The 20,409-nt window shown below is 53.7% G+C and carries 19 protein-coding genes; 4 read left to right on the top strand and 15 right to left on the bottom strand.

Features of this window, described 5'->3' with window-relative positions:
• Positions 1 to 242 precede the first annotated feature (242 nt).
• Positions 243 to 1,376 (top strand): hypothetical protein, encoded by a 1,134-nt coding sequence (locus SOM82_RS01215; protein ID WP_320461236.1) that lies wholly within the window; start codon positions 243 to 245, stop codon positions 1,374 to 1,376.
• A gap of 42 nt (positions 1,377 to 1,418) precedes the next feature.
• Here the strand turns inward: SOM82_RS01215 and alr are convergent, their stop codons facing one another.
• Together alr and dnaB are read right to left on the bottom strand one after the other, a co-directional pair.
• Positions 1,419 to 2,498 carry an alanine racemase gene (alr, locus tag SOM82_RS01210; RefSeq protein ID WP_320461235.1) on the bottom strand — a complete coding sequence of 360 codons (1,080 nt, stop codon included), beginning with the start codon at positions 2,496 to 2,498 and terminating at the stop codon, positions 1,419 to 1,421.
• A gap of 148 nt (positions 2,499 to 2,646) precedes the next feature.
• The gene (dnaB, locus tag SOM82_RS01205; protein WP_154126839.1) at positions 2,647 to 4,059 is read right to left on the bottom strand and encodes a replicative DNA helicase; all 1,413 of its coding nucleotides are present in this window, start codon (positions 4,057 to 4,059) and stop codon (positions 2,647 to 2,649) included.
• Between the two features lie 66 nt (positions 4,060 to 4,125).
• Between dnaB and SOM82_RS01200 the strand changes: the two genes are divergently transcribed.
• Positions 4,126 to 5,109 (top strand): quinone oxidoreductase, encoded by a 984-nt coding sequence (locus tag SOM82_RS01200; RefSeq protein ID WP_320461234.1) that lies wholly within the window; start codon positions 4,126 to 4,128, stop codon positions 5,107 to 5,109.
• A 177-nt stretch (positions 5,110 to 5,286) separates the two neighbouring features.
• On the opposite strand, the gene pspG is transcribed toward SOM82_RS01200, so the two are convergent.
• The 4 genes from pspG to SOM82_RS01180 all read right to left on the bottom strand — a co-directional run bounded on the left by pspG (position 5,287) and on the right by SOM82_RS01180 (position 8,716).
• On the bottom strand, positions 5,287 to 5,529 hold the full coding sequence (gene pspG / locus SOM82_RS01195) for an envelope stress response protein PspG (protein WP_154126837.1): 243 nt from the start codon (positions 5,527 to 5,529) through the stop codon (positions 5,287 to 5,289).
• A gap of 138 nt (positions 5,530 to 5,667) precedes the next feature.
• Entirely contained in the window at positions 5,668 to 6,663 is a 996-nt protein-coding gene (dusA, locus tag SOM82_RS01190; protein ID WP_320461233.1) for a tRNA dihydrouridine(20/20a) synthase DusA, read from the bottom strand.
• 82 nt (positions 6,664 to 6,745) lie between these two features.
• Positions 6,746 to 8,056 (bottom strand): conjugal transfer protein TraF, encoded by a 1,311-nt coding sequence (locus SOM82_RS01185; RefSeq protein ID WP_320461232.1) that lies wholly within the window; start codon positions 8,054 to 8,056, stop codon positions 6,746 to 6,748.
• Between the two features lie 171 nt (positions 8,057 to 8,227).
• A complete protein-coding gene (locus SOM82_RS01180; protein WP_154126835.1) occupies positions 8,228 to 8,716 on the bottom strand; it encodes a cupin domain-containing protein in 489 nt (162 codons plus the stop codon).
• A 113-nt stretch (positions 8,717 to 8,829) separates the two neighbouring features.
• Here SOM82_RS01180 and zur point away from each other — a divergent pair, with 113 nt between their 5' ends.
• Positions 8,830 to 9,345 carry a zinc uptake transcriptional repressor Zur gene (gene zur / locus SOM82_RS01175; protein WP_154126834.1) on the top strand — a complete coding sequence of 172 codons (516 nt, stop codon included), beginning with the start codon at positions 8,830 to 8,832 and terminating at the stop codon, positions 9,343 to 9,345.
• Between the two features lie 65 nt (positions 9,346 to 9,410).
• On the opposite strand, the gene SOM82_RS01170 is transcribed toward zur, so the two are convergent.
• From SOM82_RS01170 to SOM82_RS01155, 4 genes are all read right to left on the bottom strand, one after another.
• On the bottom strand, positions 9,411 to 9,620 hold the full coding sequence (locus tag SOM82_RS01170; protein ID WP_095280331.1) for a CsbD family protein: 210 nt from the start codon (positions 9,618 to 9,620) through the stop codon (positions 9,411 to 9,413).
• A 145-nt stretch (positions 9,621 to 9,765) separates the two neighbouring features.
• Positions 9,766 to 11,085, bottom strand: coding sequence for an MATE family efflux transporter DinF (gene dinF, locus SOM82_RS01165; protein WP_320461231.1), 1,320 nt, complete (start codon positions 11,083 to 11,085; stop codon positions 9,766 to 9,768).
• A gap of 66 nt (positions 11,086 to 11,151) precedes the next feature.
• Complete coding sequence (gene lexA / locus SOM82_RS01160) at positions 11,152 to 11,760, bottom strand: transcriptional repressor LexA (protein ID WP_154126832.1); 609 nt, start codon at positions 11,758 to 11,760, stop codon at positions 11,152 to 11,154.
• A 109-nt stretch (positions 11,761 to 11,869) separates the two neighbouring features.
• Positions 11,870 to 12,238 (bottom strand): diacylglycerol kinase, encoded by a 369-nt coding sequence (locus SOM82_RS01155; protein ID WP_154126831.1) that lies wholly within the window; start codon positions 12,236 to 12,238, stop codon positions 11,870 to 11,872.
• 154 nt (positions 12,239 to 12,392) lie between these two features.
• Between SOM82_RS01155 and plsB the strand changes: the two genes are divergently transcribed.
• A complete protein-coding gene (plsB, locus tag SOM82_RS01150; protein ID WP_154126830.1) occupies positions 12,393 to 14,813 on the top strand; it encodes a glycerol-3-phosphate 1-O-acyltransferase PlsB in 2,421 nt (806 codons plus the stop codon).
• Positions 14,814 to 14,920: 107 nt separating this feature from the next.
• On the opposite strand, the gene ubiA is transcribed toward plsB, so the two are convergent.
• From ubiA to malK, 5 genes are all read right to left on the bottom strand, one after another.
• Complete coding sequence (gene ubiA, locus SOM82_RS01145) at positions 14,921 to 15,790, bottom strand: 4-hydroxybenzoate octaprenyltransferase (RefSeq protein ID WP_320461230.1); 870 nt, start codon at positions 15,788 to 15,790, stop codon at positions 14,921 to 14,923.
• Between the two features lie 12 nt (positions 15,791 to 15,802).
• Complete coding sequence (ubiC, locus tag SOM82_RS01140) at positions 15,803 to 16,300, bottom strand: chorismate lyase (protein WP_320461229.1); 498 nt, start codon at positions 16,298 to 16,300, stop codon at positions 15,803 to 15,805.
• 181 nt (positions 16,301 to 16,481) lie between these two features.
• Positions 16,482 to 17,444, bottom strand: a complete 963-nt coding sequence (gene malM / locus SOM82_RS01135) for a maltose operon protein MalM (RefSeq protein WP_320461228.1) — start codon at positions 17,442 to 17,444, stop codon at positions 16,482 to 16,484.
• Between the two features lie 119 nt (positions 17,445 to 17,563).
• On the bottom strand, positions 17,564 to 18,886 hold the full coding sequence (locus SOM82_RS01130; RefSeq protein ID WP_320461278.1) for a maltoporin: 1,323 nt from the start codon (positions 18,884 to 18,886) through the stop codon (positions 17,564 to 17,566).
• Positions 18,887 to 18,986: 100 nt separating this feature from the next.
• Positions 18,987 to 20,096, bottom strand: a complete 1,110-nt coding sequence (malK, locus tag SOM82_RS01125; RefSeq protein ID WP_154126825.1) for a maltose/maltodextrin ABC transporter ATP-binding protein MalK — start codon at positions 20,094 to 20,096, stop codon at positions 18,987 to 18,989.
• Positions 20,097 to 20,409 lie beyond the last annotated feature (313 nt).

Below are 20,409 nucleotides of genomic sequence, written 5' to 3'. Positions count from 1 at the left end.
TAGTATGGGTGCTAATGACTGACTTTTTAAACATCTTTTGGCATAGGGTAAACGTCATATTTCATGAAAAATATTTAAGCACTGCTAAATAAAAAGAAAAGCGTCAATTCAATTTAACTCGTCATATTACCTGGAGAAAATCGCATAGGATTAACAGCATATTCAATAACACTAATCACTCGATTACTCTTCAGTTGCACATGTGTCTACCCTATATATCTTAATATTTCGACGAGGATTTTATGACTATATTAACGATCTACTTCTGCGGTACGGGTTCTAATAAATTCGATGACTCACATGCTAATTACTGGAACGGGGAATTAGTTTCCACTCTGGCTACACATAACTCAGGAAAGGAGTTTGCAGAATGGGTAATTATTGATGGCCCCGGGAGCGGTAATCTTCAGTCTGATGAGATGTGGGTAAAAAGCGGAGAATATAGCCAGTTGCGAGGCCAAATCACTGGCGAAGGCTGGAAAGAAAATATCCAGCATGCTCTTCACATCATTAAAGGTAACTTTGACTGGCAGCGTGAGAAGCTGACCAAAGAAAATTACGATCAGCTTAAGAAAGCGGGCGTTCCGATTCAGGATGTTGAAGTCGAGGGATCGTTTTGGTGGCGCAAATATGACTATGGCGATCGTAAAGTCACTCAGCAACAATTGCAGCAGCAAATTATTAAGACCTATCGGAAAGGACAAATACTCCCCACTCAGATCAATCTGGTGGGCTGGAGTCGAGGGGGAATCAGCTGCCATATGCTGGCCAACGCGATGCTTGAAGATCCGTTATTGACGACAATACCCGTTAATATTTTTGCGATTGACCCCGTTCCGGGCATGGGTAACTTCCAGAGTGAAAAAGTGACGTTAGGGAATAATGTCAGGGAGTATGTTGCATTTTATGCCAAAGATGAGCGTTCAAAAGGCTTTAGCTGCGTGATCCCTCAGACAGACCGCTCCACCGTCGTGCATATCTATCCGATGGCTGGTCGGCATGCAACGCTTGTGGGGAACGCATCAGTCAACGGTGATAATGGCGAAAAAGTGCTGTATGAGCCAGGCACAATTGTGCGTCATTTAGCGGAGGCATGTCTGAAAAGATGGGGAGTGGCTCACGTTAAAACGCTGAATTTGACGGATGCAAAACTGCTGGAACTTCATCAAGGGATCGCCGCAAATGCCGCGCTCTATAACCAAATGCACGATTATTCGTATCTCTGGTTTACTGAAAAAGATCAGGGCGAACGTTACGTGTCATGCGCAAGCACGGGGGCGCCCTTCTCATCTGTTCGAGGTGAGAGATTCTCACCGCAAGCCGGTTTAGCCTCAGACTTCCTGGCCGATAATTCTGTTTACGACGCGATCAAATAACCGTCCGCGTCCAGCAAAGATACGTTTGCTGGACGCGGCATACTAATCCACGAATTTCATCGCCACCCTTGACGTCAGGCGCGTGATAAGTTCGTAAGCACTTACTTTCGTGATTTCAGCGATGCGCTCAACGGGTAATCCTTCGCCCCACATGACGACCGGATCGCCCGTTTTGTCATCAGCATTCGGACCCAGATCGACGCAAATCATGTCCATCGCCACGCGCCCGACGACCTGTACTTCACGACCATTAACCAGCACCGGCGTGCCGGAAGGGGCCGCCCGTGGGTAGCCATCACCATAGCCCATCGCCACTACGCCCAGCCGGGTATCACGTTCGCTAATCCAGCTGCCGCCGTAGCCCACCGGCTCGCCGGCTTTGTGATCGCGCACGGCAATCAGCCTGGAGACCAGAGACATCACCGGCTGAAAGCCAAAATCAGGTGCCCAGGGTTTGCTCTCCAGCGGCGATACGCCGTAAAGGATGATGCCAGGCCGCGCCCAGTCGAAGTGGGACTGAGGCCATAACAAAATACCGCCCGATGCCGCAATGGAGCGCAAACCGGGTTTGCCTTCGCAAAAAGTATTAAAGATATCGAGCTGGCGTTCCGTTGCGCCACACTCTGGCTCATCGGCGCGAGCAAAGTGGCTGACGATATTCACCGGCTGACGCACGTTTTTGCACTGGGTTAAGCGCTGATAAAACGCCTCAGCCTGCTCCGGACGCACACCTAAACGGTGCATGCCGGTGTCGAGTTTCATCCACACCGTGACCGGCTCGCTCAGCTGGACCGTCTCCAGGGCGATCAGTTGCTCTTCATTATGCACAGCCGTTTGCAGATGCTGATCCGCAATCGTCGTCAGATCGGCATCTTCAAAAAAACCTTCCAGCAACAGAATGGGTTGGGTGATGCCCCCCGCTCGCAGGCGGAGAGCCTCTTCAAGACGGGCGACGCCAAAGGCGTCGGCATCGGGTAGCGTTCGCGCGGTCTCAAGAAGACCGTGTCCGTAAGCGTTCGCTTTCACGACTGCAACGAGTTTGCTGGCGGGAGCCAGTTCACGCAGACGCTGCAGATTGTGTCGCAGAGCGCGGCGGTTAATGACTACAGTTGCCGCTTGCATTTGAATTCCTTCATAAAAAAAGAATTTCCAAAACCATTCGCGTTGCAGGAAGGCGACAAGCCCGCAAATCCCCGGGAGCTTAGTGAACTAAGCGACTGGGGTGAGCGAGCGCAGTCAACGCACCTGCGGCGTGAAGGGTGAAGGAAATTTATTCGTCGTCGTATTGAGGTCCCGCATAATTATCAAAACGCGACCACTGACCGTTAAACGTCAGGCGCACCGTCCCGATCGGGCCGTTACGCTGTTTACCAATGATGATTTCCGCGATGCCTTTCATGTCGCTGTTCTCGTGATAAACCTCGTCACGGTAGATGAACATGATCAAGTCGGCATCCTGCTCAATGGAGCCCGATTCACGCAGATCGGAGTTGACCGGGCGTTTGTCGGCTCGCTGCTCCAGGGAGCGGTTAAGCTGCGAAAGCGCCACAACCGGAACCTGTAACTCTTTAGCTAACGCCTTCAGTGAGCGGGAGATCTCTGCGATTTCCAGGGTTCGGTTATCCGAGAGCGACGGTACGCGCATCAGCTGGAGGTAGTCGATCATGATGAGGCCGATACCGCCGTGCTCACGGGCAATACGACGGGCGCGCGAACGCACTTCTGTCGGCGTCAGGCCGGAAGAGTCATCAATATAGATATTCCGTTTTTCCAGCAGAATACCCATGGTGCCTGAGATCCGCGCCCAGTCTTCATCGTCGAGCTGACCGGTACGAATACGGGTCTGATCCACGCGCGACAGTGACGCCAGAGAACGCATCATGATCTGATCCGATGGCATCTCAAGACTGAAAATAAGTACCGGTTTATCCTGCAACATCGCCGCATTTTCGACGAGGTTCATCGCAAAGGTCGTTTTACCCATCGACGGACGCGCCGCAACGATAATCAGATCTGACGGCTGCAAACCGGCGGTTTTTTTATTGAGATCGTCATAGCCGGTGTTGACGCCGGTGACGCCATCGTGCGGTTGCTGGAAGAGCTGTTCGATACGCGCAACGGTGGAATCGAGGACTTCGGCAATATTGCGCGGGCCTTCGTCTTTGTTCGCGCGGCTTTCAGCAATTTTGAACACGCGGGATTCCGCGAGATCCAGCAGGTCTTCACTGGTGCGCCCCTGCGGATCAAAGCCCGCTTCGGCAATCTCATTTGCGACGGCGATCATCTCGCGGACAACGGCACGTTCACGCACGATGTCCGCATAGGCGCTGATGTTCGCCGCACTTGGCGTGTTTTTCGATAACTCTGCGAGATAAGCAAACCCGCCGACAGAGTCCAGCTGCCCCTGACGTTCCAGCGATTCCGCCAGCGTAATCAGATCAATAGGGCTGCCAGCCTCTTGCAGGCGTGCCATTTCGGTAAAAATATGGCGATGCGGACGGGTATAAAAATCGTCGGATACGACGCGTTCGGCGACATCGTCCCAACGCTCGTTGTCCAGCATTAAACCGCCCAACACCGACTGTTCAGCTTCAATCGAGTGCGGCGGGACTTTTAACCCGGCTACCTGCAAATCGCGCTCGCGAGGCTCAGTCTGTTTGTTGAAGGGTTTATTTCCTGCCATAGTGAATGGAGTTACCGAGATAAAGAGTGGGTCGAAAGATTACCATATTTTTCTGACGGAGGGAGCATGGCAACGCGCATTGAGTTCCAGAAACATGGTGGGCCAGAAGTGCTGAAAGCGGTGGAATTTGTTCCCGCTGCGCCTGGCGAAAATGAAGTCCAGGTCGAAAACAAAGCCATTGGCATTAACTACATCGACACCTATATTCGCGGCGGCCTCTACCCGCCACCGGCCATGCCGAGCGGCCTGGGAACCGAAGCCGCAGGCATCGTGGTGAAAACGGGCAGCGGCGTTAAACATATTAAAGAAGGCGATCGCGTGGTCTATGCCCAGTCCGCACTGGGCGCGTACAGTTCCATCCACAACGTTCCTGCTGATAAAGCCGCTATCCTGCCGAATGCGATTTCGTTTGAGCAAGCTGCAGCATCATTCCTGAAAGGGCTGACCGTCTATTATCTGCTGCGGAAAACTTACGAAATTAAACCCGATGAGCCATTCCTGTTTCATGCTGCGGCAGGCGGTGTCGGCCTTATCGCCTGTCAGTGGGCAAAAGCGTTGGGCGCTAAGTTAATCGGCACGGTCGGCAGTGCGCAAAAAGCACAGCGGGCATTACAGGCCGGCGCGTGGCAGGTGATTAACTATCGCGAAGAGAGCATTGTTGAGCGCGTGAAAGAGATAACCGGCGGTAAAAAGCTGCGCGTGGTGTACGACTCGGTCGGAAAAGATACCTGGGAAGCCTCGCTGGATTGTTTGCAGCGCCGCGGACTGATGGTGAGCTTTGGTAACGCCTCGGGAGCGGTGACCGGCGTGAATCTGGGCATCCTTAACCAGAAAGGTTCGCTGTATGTGACTCGCCCTTCCCTGCAAGGCTACATTACCAACCGTGACGAGTTGACCGAGGCAAGCAACGAGCTGTTTTCACTGATCGCCAGTGGGGTGATTAAGGTGGATGTGGCCGCTGAGCAGAAATATCCGTTGAGCGAGGCGCAGCGTGCGCATGAGGTGCTGGAGAGTCGTGTCACGCAGGGGTCGAGTTTGCTGATCCCTTAAAAAGAATTAGGGCTTCCCGTGGGAAGCCCTTTCTTTTTTTAGTTCGGCTGTATGTAGGGTACAGCTCGATGAATTCGTTAACGGCAGCAATAGTGACAGATTTGATAAGTAAATCCTATTCTGTTCTAAGCATCGCTGCCGGAAAAGTTGCAGGTATGTGACGAATACCTCAATCCCTTAGTAACGAAAGCGGTTATTGCGCTGATACTGTGGAACTTTTGGTGTTTTAATCGCCCTGATCACCCATACCACAGCGACCGCCAACAGCAGCCACGGCAACAGTTTAATCATCAACGCAAACAGCCCGCCGATAAACATCACCGCCGTCGCCACCACCAGCGCTGCCAGAATACCGAGCAGCGAAATTCCGGTCGCCATCAGCATTACAAAAAATCCAACCACAAATAGCAGTTCCAGCATGGCTCTCTCCCACGTAAGGCATCACAGTATGCTCTGAGTATTACAAGAAACGTGCCAATTTTAATGCATTGATTTTAAACAAAAACGCCCCGCGAGGACAGGCGGGGCGTGGTGAATTTGACCATCTTTTAGTGAAAATTATCGCTTATCCGCGACCAGACGCAGCGCATGCTCCAGGACGTCGATATCGGCCCCGGCTTTATGCGCGTTTTCACTCAGATAACGACGCCACTGACGCGCCCCGGGGATCCCCTGGAACAGACCCAGCATATGGCGGGTAATGTGCCCCAGATAGGTTCCGTTACTCAGCTCACGCTCAATATAGGGATACATCGCTCGCACCACCGCCACCGGGTCGCTGTCCGCGCCATCAACGCCAAAGATTTCGCGATCGACCGAGGCAAGAATGCCTGGATTCTGGTACGCCTCACGGCCGACCATTACGCCATCCATATGGTCTAAATGGGCTTTGGTTTCGTCGAGAGACTTGATGCCGCCGTTAATCGACATGGTGAGATGCGGGAAATCGCGCTTCAGCTGATAGACGCGTGGATAGTCCAGCGGTGGAATTTCGCGGTTCTCTTTCGGGCTGAGGCCGGAGAGCCAGGCTTTGCGCGCGTGAATGATAAACATCTCACACTCACCTTTCCCTGAAACGGTATTGATAAAATCGCACAGGAATTGGTAGCTGTCCTGGTCATCAATACCGATACGCGTTTTTACCGTTACCGGAATCGACACCACGTCGCGCATCGCTTTGATACTGTCCGCAACCAGCTGCGCGTTGCCCATCAGACAGGCGCCAAACATGCCGTTCTGCACGCGATCGGACGGGCAACCGACGTTGAGATTAATTTCGTCATAGCCACGTTCTTCAGCCAGCTTCGCACAATGCGCTAACGCCGCCGGATCGCTGCCGCCCAGCTGCAAGGCAACGGGATGCTCTTCTTCGCTGTAGGCCAGATAGTCGCCTTTACCATGAATGATCGCACCCGTCGTGACCATTTCGGTGTACAGCAGCGTATGGCGTGAGAGCTGGCGCAGGAAATAGCGGCAGTGTCTGTCCGTCCAGTCGAGCATAGGGGCGATGGAAAAACGGTGTGCTGGAAATGTTGGCTTTGATTCTGACGACATGGCGAAGTTTTAAGCATCTGGTGGAAAAGGGGCGCTACTATAGCACAAAGAAAAGCCGGAGGCGCATGGCCTCCGGATGACCTTAGAACGTCACGCTTAACTGCGCGCCAGCCCCCCAGGTTTCGTCTTCGCCGTACAGCCCCATCAGATCCACGTGTACCGTGTTGAACGGCGCAAAGCCGACACCGCCGGTAAAGACGTTGCTGTCGTTATCCTTCACATCCGCACGATAACCCGCACGAACCGCCAGCCAGCTGAGCGGTGTCACTTCCGCACCGACGCCTACGTACTGCGAGTTTTCCTCGCTTTTAAAGCCTTTGGTTTCCGTCAGGTCACCGTCGGCGGTGAGGGTCACGAGATCGGTGTGCCAGGCCACGCCTGCCGTCACCAGAGGGCGGATCTGATAGGTATCTTTATAGTTGACCACTTCTCCCGTGCGGCCATTGCGGATGCGCACGTCTTTGGTGTCGATATCGCGAGACATCAGGTTCTGCCCGCTCAAACCGACCGTCCAGTTCTCACCAAAATCAGCCGTGATACCTGCATCAACGTTAAATCCGGTATCGTCATTACGATAGCGGCTGCTGTTCCAGTCGTTGCTGTCGTAGGTGTAGATGGAGGTGGTATAGTTGTAGAGCCAGGTTTTTTGCAATTTTGGCGTCACACCGACGGAGACCGGGACATCGGCAATATCAAACTGTCGGGCGACGGCGATACCGTAGTCAGAAACAATCGCCACGCGACCGGATGCCGTAGAGTTGAGGTTTTTAGTGATCTCATCCGAGCCGTTTAACGCGGCATCCAGCGCGACGCCTCCGGCCACAATTTTGCTGTTTTGAATGCCGCGCAGGTAATCAATATCCTGCTGATCGATAGATGAGCTGACGCGTGCGTGAGCATTGCCTTTCGCCACAAAGGCTACCGCCAGCACGTTATTGGGAATACTCACCGCAATTCCTGCACCTGCATTGGCACGGGCGGTTTTGCCTTTCAGGTTATTAAGTTCATCAGCCAGATCTTTCGCTGCGCTCTGGAACTGATTCACCGAGCCCAACGGATTAGCGATGATTTCAGCCGCCGTCAGGTTGCTGATCACGTCATCATAATGATCGACTTTGTCGCTAATATCGTCGATATCATCCTGAAGATTGTCTTTGTCTGTAATGCGTGCCCCAACAGAAGGCAAAATAACGGTAATGTCATCATCGGGTTTTGCTTTTGCCAGCAGTGCCGGGTTAATGAACGCTCCGCTACCGTAATTGCCTGATGCAACGCCCGTACCGCCCATCGCGTCGCTACGCGCTTCTGTCCAGGTATTGGCTGCTCCCGCCTCGTTTGCCATAAACAGGGAGACAGCGATGCTAACCACCGAAAATTTAAAATTTTTTTTCACAGTATGCTCGTCTTATAATCTGTTATTAAACAACCCCCGTCAGTTATCTCCCAAACGGGGACGAACTATTGCTGTGAATAAGAACCAAAAGACCCGCTATTTCCTTAAGTTAAATCATCCCTTTGGCCTGTTGTTATGTGTGACGGCCCTCAATATTTATAGAAGAGGATATTATTTTCGCCCAGGTTTTCCGTCGTGAGGGCCAAAAAATTGCGGCGGATGATCGACCCAGCGATCTTCTCGCGTGGCGGCATAAACCGGGTTTAGCGGATAGTAGATTCGATTATGCTTTTTGTTTGCCTCGCCCACGACCAGCAGTCGTACTTCGTCATCAGTGTTATTGATAAAGGTATGGCACACACCGGTTCCGGCCGGAAAACCGACGCTGTCGCCCGGCTCCAGCTTCCACAGGTAGCCATTTATCCACGCCTGCGGATATCCCTCAATGACATAGATAAACTCTTCTTCATCGCTTTCTGCATGAGGGTAAGAGGTACGACGGCCTGGCGGCAATCGCTCATGATGGATACCGATACGCCCGAGTCCAAGCTTGCGGGCCAGCGGGGCGCCAATGGCAAAACGTTCGTCGCTATCGGGATAGGTTGAGTCATCAGCGCCCTCGACGTCGCGCCAGTGTTTGATGCAGTCAGGTCTTTTCATAAGGGTTTCTCGTGTTGCGATGGCTCAGGTATAGCACACTGTGGTGGATCTCGGCGTTTTGAGCAGAACATGGTAAAGTGAGCGTTTCCCGTCAATTTGATTCGAGGTGCTATATGGATAAGACCACGATGCAGGAGCTGTTAGCGCAAGCTGAAAAGCTCTGCGCGCAACGCAATGTGCGCCTGACCCCGCAGCGCCTTGAAGTCTTGCGTTTGATGAGCCTGCAACCCGGTGCCATCAGCGCCTATGATTTACTCGATTTATTGCGTGAAAGCGAGCCACAGGCAAAACCCCCCACCGTCTATCGGGCGCTGGATTTTCTGCTGGAACAGGGTTTTGTGCATAAAGTTGAATCAACAAACAGCTATGTGCTTTGCCATCTGTTCGATCAACCGACGCATACGTCCGCCATGTTTATCTGCGATCGCTGTGGAGTGGTCAAAGAAGAGGGTGCAGAGGGTGTGGAAGATATTATGCATTCGCTGGCCGCGAAAATGGGATTTGCCCTTCGCCACAATGTGATTGAGGCGCACGGCTTATGCTCAGCCTGTGTGGAAGTAGAAGCCTGTCGCCACCAGAGCGATTGCCAGCACGATCATTCGATACTGGTAAAGAAAAAGCCGCGTTAACGTAAGCGGGCGGCATAAGCCGCCCTCAGAGATCGTACATCCATGTACGTTCGGGTAGAACTCATTTACCAGCGGTAGTCGTTGCGTTTTTCCCAGTCAACAACCTCTTTTTCCGCCTGGTCTTTCGCGTAGCCATATCGTTCCTGAATCTTACCGACAAGCTGTTCGCGTTTACCTTCAATGACGGTTACGTCATCGTCGGTCAGTTTACCCCACTGTTCTTTCGCTTTACCTTTGAACTGTTTCCAGTTACCGCCGATTTCGTCTTTATTCATAATCAATTCCTCATCGTTCGGTTATCAAGTAAATTCGTATCGTCCGTTACGTTCATTTCCTGCTGGACGTGATAATAATTGTAGATAAGGATTCGGTATGCGTGTTGAGATTCAGAATCTTTAACCATTTCGCCGAACGAAGCCACTATGGGAACCAGGTATTTTTGCGCCAGTGACGACGCCAGATAAGGGCCAGCGACAGGCCCCGCAGCGCCAGAAATACGGCCAGAGCCAGCCACAAACCGTGGTTTCCGAGCCACGGAAGTGTCAACAGGGTTAAGGCGAAGCCCGCTGCCGCCACGGCCATGCTGTTGCGCATTTCCGCGCCGCGCGTCGCGCCAATAAACATACCATCCAGCAAATAGCACCAGACCCCCACCACCGGCAACAAGACCTGCCAGAAGATGTAATGACTCGCCAGCTCGCGTAACTCAGGCAATGTGGTCAGTAGCGCCACAATGTGATTACCAAATAAGGCATAGCTCAGCGCAAAAACGAGCGCCACCAGGCCAGATTGCCTGCACGCGGCACGCCACACGTCCTGCAATTGCCCCGCTTGCCGCGCACCGTAGGCTTGCCCGGAATGGGCTTCTACGGCGTAGGCAAAGCCATCCAGCGCGTAGGCCGTGAAGGTCAGTAACGTCATGAGTACGGCATTGACGGCCACGATCTCTGGACCTAAACGCGCGCCAAAAACCGTCAGCGCGCCAAAGCAGAGCTGTAGCAGCAACGAGCGCAGCATGATGTCGCGGTTCAGCGCCAGCAGTTTACGAATATTGCCACGCCACGCAGTTTTGAGCATCGTCAGCGAGATGCCACGCATCGCGAGCACCCGTTTAACCATCCACAAGCCGATGAAAAATGTGCCGTATTCTGCCACGACGGTCGCCAGAGCCGCCCCCTGCACATTCATGTGCAGGCCCATCACCAGCCACAAATCGAGAACAATATTGAGGAGATTTCCTACCACCAGCAGGATCACCGGCGCCCGGGCATACTGAACGCCAAGCAACCAGCCGAGCAGCACCAGATTCGCCAGGGAGGCCGGAGCGCTGAGCCAGCGGATAGCCAGAAAACGTCGCGCTTGCTCCAGCACGGCTTCGCTCCCGCCCACAATCTGCAACGCCAGATCGATCAGGGGAGTACGCAACAGCACAATCAGCAAACCTGCACCCAGGGCGAGGATCAGCGGCTGAACCAGCGCCCGTGCCAGACGCCGCGGATCTTTGGCGCCAAAAGCCTGAGCGGTAAGCCCCGTCGTGCTCATGCGCAAAAAGAGGAGCAGCATGAAGAGGAAACTGGTCGCCGTAGCGCCGATCGCTACGCCTCCCAGATAAACCGGAGAGTCCAGATGACCAATGACAGCCGTATCGACCAGACCGAGAAGGGGTACGGTGATATTGGAGAAGATCATGGGCAGGGCGAGACGCCACAATGCCTTGTCTGAAGAGGTCAGCAGAGACATGAGCAATTACCGGGAAGGGAAGAACACAGCCAGGCTGCGGTGGGACCACAGCCTGTCAGAGAGAAATTACAGCCACTCACCATTACGGATAACGCCAACTGCCAGCCCTTCAATAGTGAAAGTCTGCTCGCGCAAATCCACAACAATCGGAGAGAACTCGCTGTTTTCTGGCAACAACTGAACAGAGTTACCCTGTTTTTTCAGTCGCTTAACCGTAACTTCGTCGTCAATACGCGCAACAACAACCTGCCCGTTACGCACATCCTGCGTTTTATGTACTGCCAACAGATCGCCATCCAGGATACCGATATCCTTCATGGACATACCGCTGACGCGCAGCAGGAAATCAGCACTCGGTTTAAACATTCCAGGATCGACCTGATAATGCCCTTCGATATGTTGCTGTGCCAGCAAAGGCTCACCCGCTGCAACGCGCCCCACGAGTGGCAGGCCTTCTTCTTCTTCCACCAGCAGACGGATGCCGCGTGAAGCGCCGGAGACAATCTCAAGGACGCCTTTACGTGCCAGCGCTTTGAGGTGCTCTTCAGCGGCATTTGGAGAACGGAAGCCCAGGCGCTGTGCGATTTCCGCACGCGTCGGGGGCATTCCCGTCTGGCTGATATGATCTCTGATCAGATCAAACACCTCTTGCTGTCTGGCCGTTAACGCTTTCATTCCGCCCCCTGGGTGTATATACAGTTATGCTGTGAGTATATACAGTCAAAGGTGAATTTGGAACCAAAAACTGCACAAAAAACCAGAGACTTATTTGAATCTGGAAGGCTTATCGAAAATGTGACCAAAGAAGCGTGCCCCAGGTGATGGCAGCGATGATAATCGCCAGCAACACGGCGGCAGAACCCATGTCTTTCGCACGGCCTGAGAGCTCGTGGAAATCAGAACCGATACGATCCACCACCGCTTCAATAGCACTGTTGAGAATTTCCACTATCATCACCAGAAGAACCGAACCAATGAGCAGAACGCGGGTGATCGCATCCACATCAAGGAAACAGGCGATGATCACCGCGATGATGGCGGCAACCCCTTCCTGGCGGAAAGCAGCCTCATTGATCCATGCGGCGCGGAAACCTTTCCATGAATATCCGGCAGCTTTGATGATTCGGGTTAACCCAGTGGTATTATTGGCCATTAAAAGAACCTTTTCTTAGATTTAGCGTCAATCACTCTCGCTGCGACGCGTATCGCCGCAGCCTGAAGTATGACGGGTAACAACAGAAATTTTGCGCGCTTTCTGTTATCCTTGCGCCGCAATTGCATTATTAACCAGAGGCTTTACATCGTTTATGTCCGGCTGGCCACGAATTTACTACAAATTACTTAATTTACCATTAAGCGTCCTGGTAAAAAGTAAGTCTATCCCGGCGGAACCTGCGCTGGAATTAGGGCTCGATACCTCGCGCCCTATTATGTACGTTTTGCCTTACAACTCGAAGGCAGACTTACTGACGCTGCGCGCCCAATGTCTGGCGCACGACTTACCCGATCCGCTTGAACCCCTTGAGGTCGATGGCACTCTGCTGCCACGCTACGTGTTTATTCACGGCGGGCCTCGCGTGTTTACCTATTACACGCCGAAGGAAGAGTCCATCAAGCTGTTCCACGACTACCTCGATCTGCACCGCAGCAACCCCGATCTGGATGTCCAGATGGTGCCGGTGTCGGTGATGTTTGGTCGTCGTCCGGGACGTCAGAAAGGCGAAGAAAATCCGCCACTGCGTATGCTTAACGGCATTCAAAAATTCTTTGCCGTTTCATGGTTGGGACGCGACAGTTTTGTGCGTTTCTCGCCGTCCGTCTCCTTGCGCCGCATGGCTGACGAACACGGTACCGATAAAATCATCGCGCAAAAACTGGCCCGCGTCGCCCGTATGCACTTCGCCCGTCAGCGCCTGGCGGCCGTTGGGCCACGCCTGCCCGCGCGTCAGGATCTGTTTAATAAACTGCTGGCATCCAAAGCGATTGCCCGCGCGGTTGAAGATGAAGCGCGCAGCAAGAAAATCTCTCACGAGAAAGCCCAGCAGAACGCTATCGCCCTGATGGAAGAGATTGCGGCGAATTTCTCGTATGAAATGATCCGCCTGTCTGACCGTATCCTGAGCTTTACCTGGAACCGTCTCTATCAGGGGATTAACGTCCATAACGCCGAGCGCGTGCGCCAGCTGGCTCACGACGGTCACGAGATCGTCTATGTGCCCTGCCACCGCAGCCACATGGATTATCTGCTGCTTTCGTACGTGCTTTATCACCAGGGGCTGGTGCCGCCGCACATTGCTGCCGGTATCAACCTGAATTTCTGGCCAGCAGGCCCGATTTTCCGCCGCCTGGGCGCGTTCTTTATCCGCCGTACCTTCAAGGGCAATAAGCTCTATTCCACCGTGTTCCGCGAATATCTGGGCGAGCTGTTCAGCCGCGGCTATTCCGTTGAATACTTTGTCGAAGGTGGGCGTTCGCGCACCGGCCGACTGCTTGATCCTAAAACCGGTACGCTGTCGATGACCATTCAGGCGATGCTGCGTGGCGGCACGCGCCCAATCACGTTAGTGCCTATTTACATCGGCTACGAGCACGTGATGGAAGTGGGTACTTACGCCAAAGAGTTGCGCGGCGCGACCAAAGAGAAAGAGAGCCTGCCGCAGATGCTGAAAGGCCTGAGCAAACTGCGTAATCTTGGTCAGGGCTACGTGAACTTTGGCGAACCGATGCCGCTGATGACCTATCTGAATCAGCATGTGCCGGAATGGCGCGAATCTATCGATCCGATCGAGGCGATTCGTCCTGCGTGGCTGACGCCGACGGTTAACAGCATCGCCGCCGATTTGATGGTGCGCATTAACAACGCCGGGGCGGCTAACGCCATGAACCTGTGCGTTACGGCGCTGCTGGCATCGCGTCAGCGTTCCCTAACGCGTGAACAGCTGACCGAACAGCTCGACTGCTATCTGAGCATTATGCGTAATGTTCCGTACTCTACCGACTCTACCGTTCCTTCTACCACCGCGGGTCAACTGATCGATCACGCGCTGCAGATGAACAAGTTTGAAGTCGAGAAAGATACGATTGGCGATATCATCATTCTGCCGCGCGAGCAGGCGGTACTGATGACGTACTATCGCAACAACATCACCCATATGCTGATGTTGCCGTCGCTGATGGCCGCGATCATCACCCAACATCGTCGCATCTCCCGTCAGGAATTGCTGCGCCATGTTGAAACGCTCTACCCGATGCTGAAAGCGGAGCTGTTCCTGCGCTGGAGCAAAGAGGAGCTGGCAATTGAGCTGGATAAACTGACGGAAGAGTTGCTCCGCCAGGGTCTGCTGACGGTGAAAGATGACGAGCTGCTGATCAATCCATCACGCTCCCGCACGCTGCAACTGCTGGCAGCGGGCGCACGCGAGACGCTGCAACGCTACGCGATCACCTTCTGGCTGTTGAGCGCTAACCCGTCTATCAACCGCGGAACACTGGAAAAAGAGAGCCGTACGCTGGCTCAGCGTTTGTCCGTCCTGCACGGCATTAACGCCCCAGAATTCTTCGATAAAGCGGTATTTAGCTCGTTGGTGCTGACGCTGCGTGACGAAGGCTATATCAGCGACACCGGAGATGCAGAGCCTGAAGAGACGATGAAGGTTTATCAGATGCTGGCAGAACTGATTACCTCCGACGTGCGCTTAACCATTGAGAGCGCGACGCAGGACGAGTAATAAAGGGGGCAGTCAGATGCCCTCACCACGCCCTCTCGCCAGGTACTCGCCCGTAGAGAGGGCGCAAACACTAAAACGGCAGCCCAGAGGCTGCCGTTTGCTTTTACTTATGACCAGTAACTCATCGCCAGGCCGATAAACAACACCAGGCCGACATAGTTGTTATTCAAAAACGCTTTGAAACAGGCGTCGCGCTCGCGTTGAGCAATCAATTTTTGCTGATACACGAACAGCAATCCAGCCACCAGCACTGACCAGTAGAACGCCCAGTTCAGCCCGTTCAGATAACCTATCAGCACCATCAGCGCCAGGACAGCAACCTGCAGTATCCCGATGATCAGTTTGTCATGACGGCCAAACAAAATTGCCGTCGACTTGATACCAATCTTCAGATCATCATCTCTGTCGACCATGGCGTACTGCGTGTCATAGGCAACGGCCCACAGAATATTGGCGAGGAACATGAGCCAGCAGCTCAGGGGCACGGATTCACTGACGGCGGCGAACGCCATGGGGATCGACCAGCCAAACGCCGCACCCAGCACCACCTGCGGCAGATGGGTGTAGCGCTTCATAAACGGATAGACCCATGCCAGCGCCAGCGCCGCGACTGAGAGTAAAATCGTCATGGTATTGAGCGTTAACACCAGCAGGAAAGCGAGTAACACCAGCACCACAAACAGCGTACGCGCCTCTTTCTCGGTGACCTGACCGCCCGGTAACGGACGGTTGGCGGTGCGTTTTACATGCCCGTCAAATTTACGATCCGCATAGTCATTGACCACACAGCCCGCTGCGCGCATCAGCCAGACACCCGCCACGAAGACCGCCAGTATCCACAGCGGCGGTAACCCCGGGGTGGCGACCCATAGCGCCCACAGCGTTGGCCATAACAGCAACAATGCGCCGATGGGTTTATCAGTACGCATTAAGCGGTGAAACGCCAGCAGCTTATTTTGCGTCAGACTCCACTCCATTTTCGTTTCCTCTCAGTACAACGGCGATGCCGGCAAAAACAGCTCCGTCAGCATTAACGGCTTGCCGCTTAAGCGAAGGCGGGAACGGCGTCCCCACAAATCGGCATCGCGACCAATCTCAATAAAATCACGGGTTAGCTCGGACGAGGTAAAAAGATAGCGCCCCAGCGGAGTCTTGCCCAGTTGTTGCAATGCCAGCTCCGGTCCCGAAAGCGTGGATTCAGGGACCACCGTGCGTCCGGCAAGCCAGGGCACACCGTCTGCGCAGAGCAAAATTTCACGCAGCCAGTAGCGTTCTTCTTGAGGCAACAGCGGCAGTTCACTGATGACCGCATCGGGGGAGACAAAACCTTCCTGAATCAGCGTCACCGTGACTTTTTTTCCCTGCTGCTCAAAACGTTTCGTCATGGAATCTTCCAGCAGCAGCCAGTCCAGTTGCGCCGGGTCAAGTGCGGGGATGTTTTCAAAATAGCGCAGCGCACGCAGTTGCGTTAGCGCAGGGTGTGACATGCCAGATTCTCCGATACATAACGTTTGGCTATTGTATCGCAGAAACGAAGACAGGGGGCGCTCAAACGCCGATTAGCGATCATTATCGCAACAGCGATGCAACAGCTTTTGCTGCACAAAAAAAAGTGCGCCCACTCAGGCGCACTAAACTACGGACAAAATCAGCACTGTGGGGAGATAGTTACCCCTTGCCTTTTACACTGCTGATAAAGGTGGAACGGGCAGTGGTTGAACCTAAACGCTCGGCTTCATCCAGCAGTTTCAGCGCTTTGTCGACATCGCCGCGATCAACTGCCTGTTTGATGGCTGTATTGAAGTAAGTTTCGGTATCGTTAAGCACAGGCTCGGCTTTTTTCGCAGGAGCCGGGGCGGCGGGAACACTCGCCGGGGCTGGGGCTGGCGCCGCCATTGCAGGCGCTGAATACGCGGTGGCTGGCGCAGCGGTGTTGCCGACGGTCACTGACGCCTGGCCCGATGAACCAAACAGCGGGCCTACTAAAATGCTGGAGCTGGAATTCGTTTGAACTTTGAGTTTCAAGGTGCCATTCGTGACGTGGCGGGCGATTGGATCCGGAATATCAGGGATAGCGTTACCCGCCCCCTGAGCATAAGATTTTGCCGGATCGATCATTTTGGTGGTGCGCTGTAAATCTTCAGGTGTGGTAAACGCCAGCAGATATATTTTTTGCTGACCCAGCGCAGGCGTCAGTTTGACGATCCCTTCAAGGCGATCAGCCGACATCACGCCAGGTTTCTGATAGGTAAAATAACTGCTCGGGAAATAGGCTGCAGGAGCCAAATTCTGATCCAGTACCAGCACGTTTGGGGCAAAAACTGACGGTGTTTTGTCGGCTTCACTGACAATCGTTAACGTTAATTCACCCAGATTGGCAGGCACGCTCCAGGCCGCCACAGGCCCAGCGATGCCCGGAACATTGAGAGTCTGCCCGGTATTTGCAAGCTCAATGGTCTGCGTTTGTGACACATTGACCGGCGTCCAGTTCAGGCTTTGCAGCGCGGCTGATGGAATGGCCGGGGCAGCCGCTGTGTTCTGCGGAACAATATTGACGTCAGCGAGGCTCACTGCCGGTAATGCGGAAAGCATGCCCGCCGCCAGGCAGAGTGCTAAGAGACTTTTTTTCATTATTATGACCTCATTGAATGAAAGCATGGTAGCCAGGCAATAGCGCATACTTTCCAGGAAGTACGGGGAGTATTAGCAAGAGGGGCTGACGCCCCTCTTTCACAAAGGAAGAACCTGAATTACCACCAAATTTCCATCTGAGCGCCGAAGGTCCACTCGTCGCTATCGCCACGACTGGTGGTGCCAAATGGCGTAACAGTGCTGTTGCTTGCCGCAGCAGACGAGAAGTTACCGTCAGAATCGGTCTTCACGTAGCCCCATTTCTCATCCCACTTGGCATAAGTTGCAAACACACGAATCGCCGGACGAGACCAGATGCTGTCGCCTGCCTGCCACTGTTGTGCCAGGGTGATTTTGTACTGATTGTTACGATCGCCGGTTTCCTGAGATTTGACGTTGTCGTAACCCGCCTCAAGCAAAGTACTCATGATCGGCGTCCATTTGTACATTGGGCGCACGCCCACGGTGTACCAGGTGGAGCCCTGGTTGTTGTCACGATCGATATCCTGATACATACCGACGTACATCAGGTCCCAGTTATCCGCCAGGGTAATGGCACCGTGGTCGAGGACGCGGATCAGGCTACCGTCGTTATCAACGGAACCGCCACGAGCCTGACCTTTACCCTGAGAAATCATCGAGTCGGTGGCGTACTGCACCACAAACTTGTTGAAACCTTTCATCATGCTTTGGGTGTGTTCAGCAGTGAACATCCAGCCATCTTTCGATGCACCCGGTTGCAGGTAGTAGTCGTCAGGAATGTTGGTGTGACCGTAGTCAACACCCAGTTCCAGCGTGCCGCCTGGGTTGATTTCCATACCGGCTAAACGCGCGTCAAACACGTCGTTTGGCACTTTGTTGTTATAGGTGCGCAGGCCCGTGTTCGGATCGCGATCGCCGAATGCGGAAGAACCACCGGACTCAGAAGAGCGGGTTGCTGCGAGAGAGAGTTTACCGATACCAACGTCGATGTTTTCCAGACCCGCACCAGGACCGGAAATATCCCAGTAGTAGAAGTCGATCATGTGGACGTCATGACGTTGATAGAAACGCTTACCTGCCCAAATATTTGCCCCTGGCAGTGAATCAATCAGGTTTTTACCTACGACGTTAAACTCACGCACAGCTGGCGTGTTGCTGTCTTCCCAGTCATTCAGCTGAGAGGTTTTATAGGCAATGTTGGAGTCAAAATAAAAGCTCTTGTCCGCTTCTTTCCACACTTCCTGGCCTAATTTAATTTCCGCGTAGGTTTCACATTCGTTACCGAGACGATATTTAGCATCCGCACCGGTTGCCTGGAAGCACTGTTGTTCGCCGCCACTCCCGGTCCAGCCGATGCCGGAACGAGCATAACCTTTAAAGTCGACGGCGCCCGCGTGAGCAGACAAAATGCCCGCAGTCACGGCGATTGCCAGAGGAAGTTTGCGCAGAGTAATCATTATTCTATCTCCTGAGATCATTGCTTTTCTTATTACACGCCACTCTTCGGGCTGCCTCTTCGTTGGCTGCAGCGCGAAGGGTGAAGTGTCGTTTTTGGAATGCTTAAACGCCTGGCTCTTTGTGCAACCGACGACATGCAGTGCCATCTTCTCGGAACAGATGGCAACGCTCTGGCGGCAAACCGATAGCGAATGTGGCACCCTCTTCTACCAACACCACGTCATTCTGGCGGTAAACCAGGTTCTGACGGATGGCGGGGATCTGGATATGAATCTGTGTTTCGTGGCCTAGCTGTTCGACAACCTGAACGTCCCCTTCCAGCGTCACATCGGCGATGTGGCTCGGCAGTAAATGCTCAGGGCGAATACCCAGGGACATGTTTGCCCCAACCTGCACGTTGGCACTGTCCACTGGCAGCCAAATCTGCTGACGGTTCGGCAGTTCCACCTGCACCTGTTCGATGGCTGTTGCGGTGACTTTTACCGGCAGGAAGTTCATCTTTGGCGAGCCAATAAAGCCCGCAACAAAACGGTCAGCCGGATAGTGATAAAGCTCTAACGGTTTACCCACCTGCGCGACGCGGCCAGCGTCCAGCACCACAATTTTGTCGGCGAGCGTCATCGCTTCGACCTGATCGTGAGTGACGTAAATCATCGTGCGGCCAAGACGTTTGTGCAGACGGGAGATTTCGATACGCATCTGAACGCGCAGAGCGGCGTCCAGGTTAGAAAGCGGTTCATCAAGCAGGAATACGCGCGGTTCGGCCACCAGCGTACGGCCAATCGCCACACGCTGACGCTGCCCGCCGGACAGCGCTTTCGGTTTTCGTTCCAGCAGATGCGCCAGCTGCAGCACTTCGGCAACCTGATTGACGCGCTGGTTGATCACCTCTTTTTTCGCGCCGGCCAGCTTCAGGCCAAACGACATATTCTCGGCAACGGAAAGATGGGGATAAAGCGCGTAGGACTGGAACACCATGCCGACGCCGCGTTCCGCTGGCGGGATATCATTCATGCGCGTTTCACCAATAAACAGATCGCCACTGGTGATCGTTTCCAGGCCAGCAATCATACGCAGCAGCGTTGACTTACCGCAGCCAGACGGACCGACAAACACCACGAATTCACCTTCGTGGATGTCGAGATCGATGTCTTTAGACACCACTACGTCGCCCCAGGCTTTCGTTACATTCCGCAGCTGTACGCTCGCCATGCCCTTCTCCCTTCGTTACAACCTGTCACCGACAGAAACATTCAAGATGGGCTGACTATGGGGCATCTATAACGTGTGTGAATCCTCCACCCCCTCGCTTTTTTATGGGGGAGGAGGCGGGAGGATGAGAGAACCGCTTCTGCCCCTGTCTCAGGCGGGCTGCGGCTAAATTCGTGATGCAGACGGCAAAATTCAGGGTGTTTTTGTGTGCGCCAGGACTCATAACTCAAATTTATGCAACACGGATCACACAAAGAGGGGGTGGGGCGTAGCATCAGGGAGGATGGAAAGAGGATGTCAAATAAGGAGACTG

The sequence above is a fragment of the Lelliottia sp. CFBP8978 genome (assembly GCF_034046055.2).
Taxonomy (GTDB): Bacteria; Pseudomonadota; Gammaproteobacteria; order Enterobacterales; family Enterobacteriaceae; genus Enterobacter.
Note: the sequence above shows the minus strand (reverse complement) of the source record. Positions and strands in the feature narration are given on the sequence as shown.

Bases quoted from the DNA above. Each gene is read 5' to 3' on its own strand.
- SOM82_RS01215 (WP_320461236.1), top strand. From the start codon at position 243: ATGACTATATTAACGATCTACTTCTGCGGTACGGGTTCTAATAAATTC.
- alr (WP_320461235.1), bottom strand. From the start codon at position 2,498: ATGCAAGCGGCAACTGTAGTCATTAACCGCCGCGCTCTGCGACACAAT.
- dnaB (WP_154126839.1), bottom strand. From the start codon at position 4,059: ATGGCAGGAAATAAACCCTTCAACAAACAGACTGAGCCTCGCGAGCGC.
- SOM82_RS01200 (WP_320461234.1), top strand. From the start codon at position 4,126: ATGGCAACGCGCATTGAGTTCCAGAAACATGGTGGGCCAGAAGTGCTG.
- pspG (WP_154126837.1), bottom strand. From the start codon at position 5,529: ATGCTGGAACTGCTATTTGTGGTTGGATTTTTTGTAATGCTGATGGCG.
- dusA (WP_320461233.1), bottom strand. From the start codon at position 6,663: ATGTCGTCAGAATCAAAGCCAACATTTCCAGCACACCGTTTTTCCATC.
- SOM82_RS01180 (WP_154126835.1), bottom strand. From the start codon at position 8,716: ATGAAAAGACCTGACTGCATCAAACACTGGCGCGACGTCGAGGGCGCT.
- zur (WP_154126834.1), top strand. From the start codon at position 8,830: ATGGATAAGACCACGATGCAGGAGCTGTTAGCGCAAGCTGAAAAGCTC.
- SOM82_RS01170 (WP_095280331.1), bottom strand. From the start codon at position 9,620: ATGAATAAAGACGAAATCGGCGGTAACTGGAAACAGTTCAAAGGTAAA.
- dinF (WP_320461231.1), bottom strand. From the start codon at position 11,085: ATGTCTCTGCTGACCTCTTCAGACAAGGCATTGTGGCGTCTCGCCCTG.
- lexA (WP_154126832.1), bottom strand. From the start codon at position 11,760: ATGAAAGCGTTAACGGCCAGACAGCAAGAGGTGTTTGATCTGATCAGA.
- SOM82_RS01155 (WP_154126831.1), bottom strand. From the start codon at position 12,238: ATGGCCAATAATACCACTGGGTTAACCCGAATCATCAAAGCTGCCGGA.
- plsB (WP_154126830.1), top strand. From the start codon at position 12,393: ATGTCCGGCTGGCCACGAATTTACTACAAATTACTTAATTTACCATTA.
- ubiA (WP_320461230.1), bottom strand. From the start codon at position 15,790: ATGGAGTGGAGTCTGACGCAAAATAAGCTGCTGGCGTTTCACCGCTTA.
- ubiC (WP_320461229.1), bottom strand. From the start codon at position 16,300: ATGTCACACCCTGCGCTAACGCAACTGCGTGCGCTGCGCTATTTTGAA.
- malM (WP_320461228.1), bottom strand. From the start codon at position 17,444: ATGAAAAAAAGTCTCTTAGCACTCTGCCTGGCGGCGGGCATGCTTTCC.
- malK (WP_154126825.1), bottom strand. From the start codon at position 20,096: ATGGCGAGCGTACAGCTGCGGAATGTAACGAAAGCCTGGGGCGACGTA.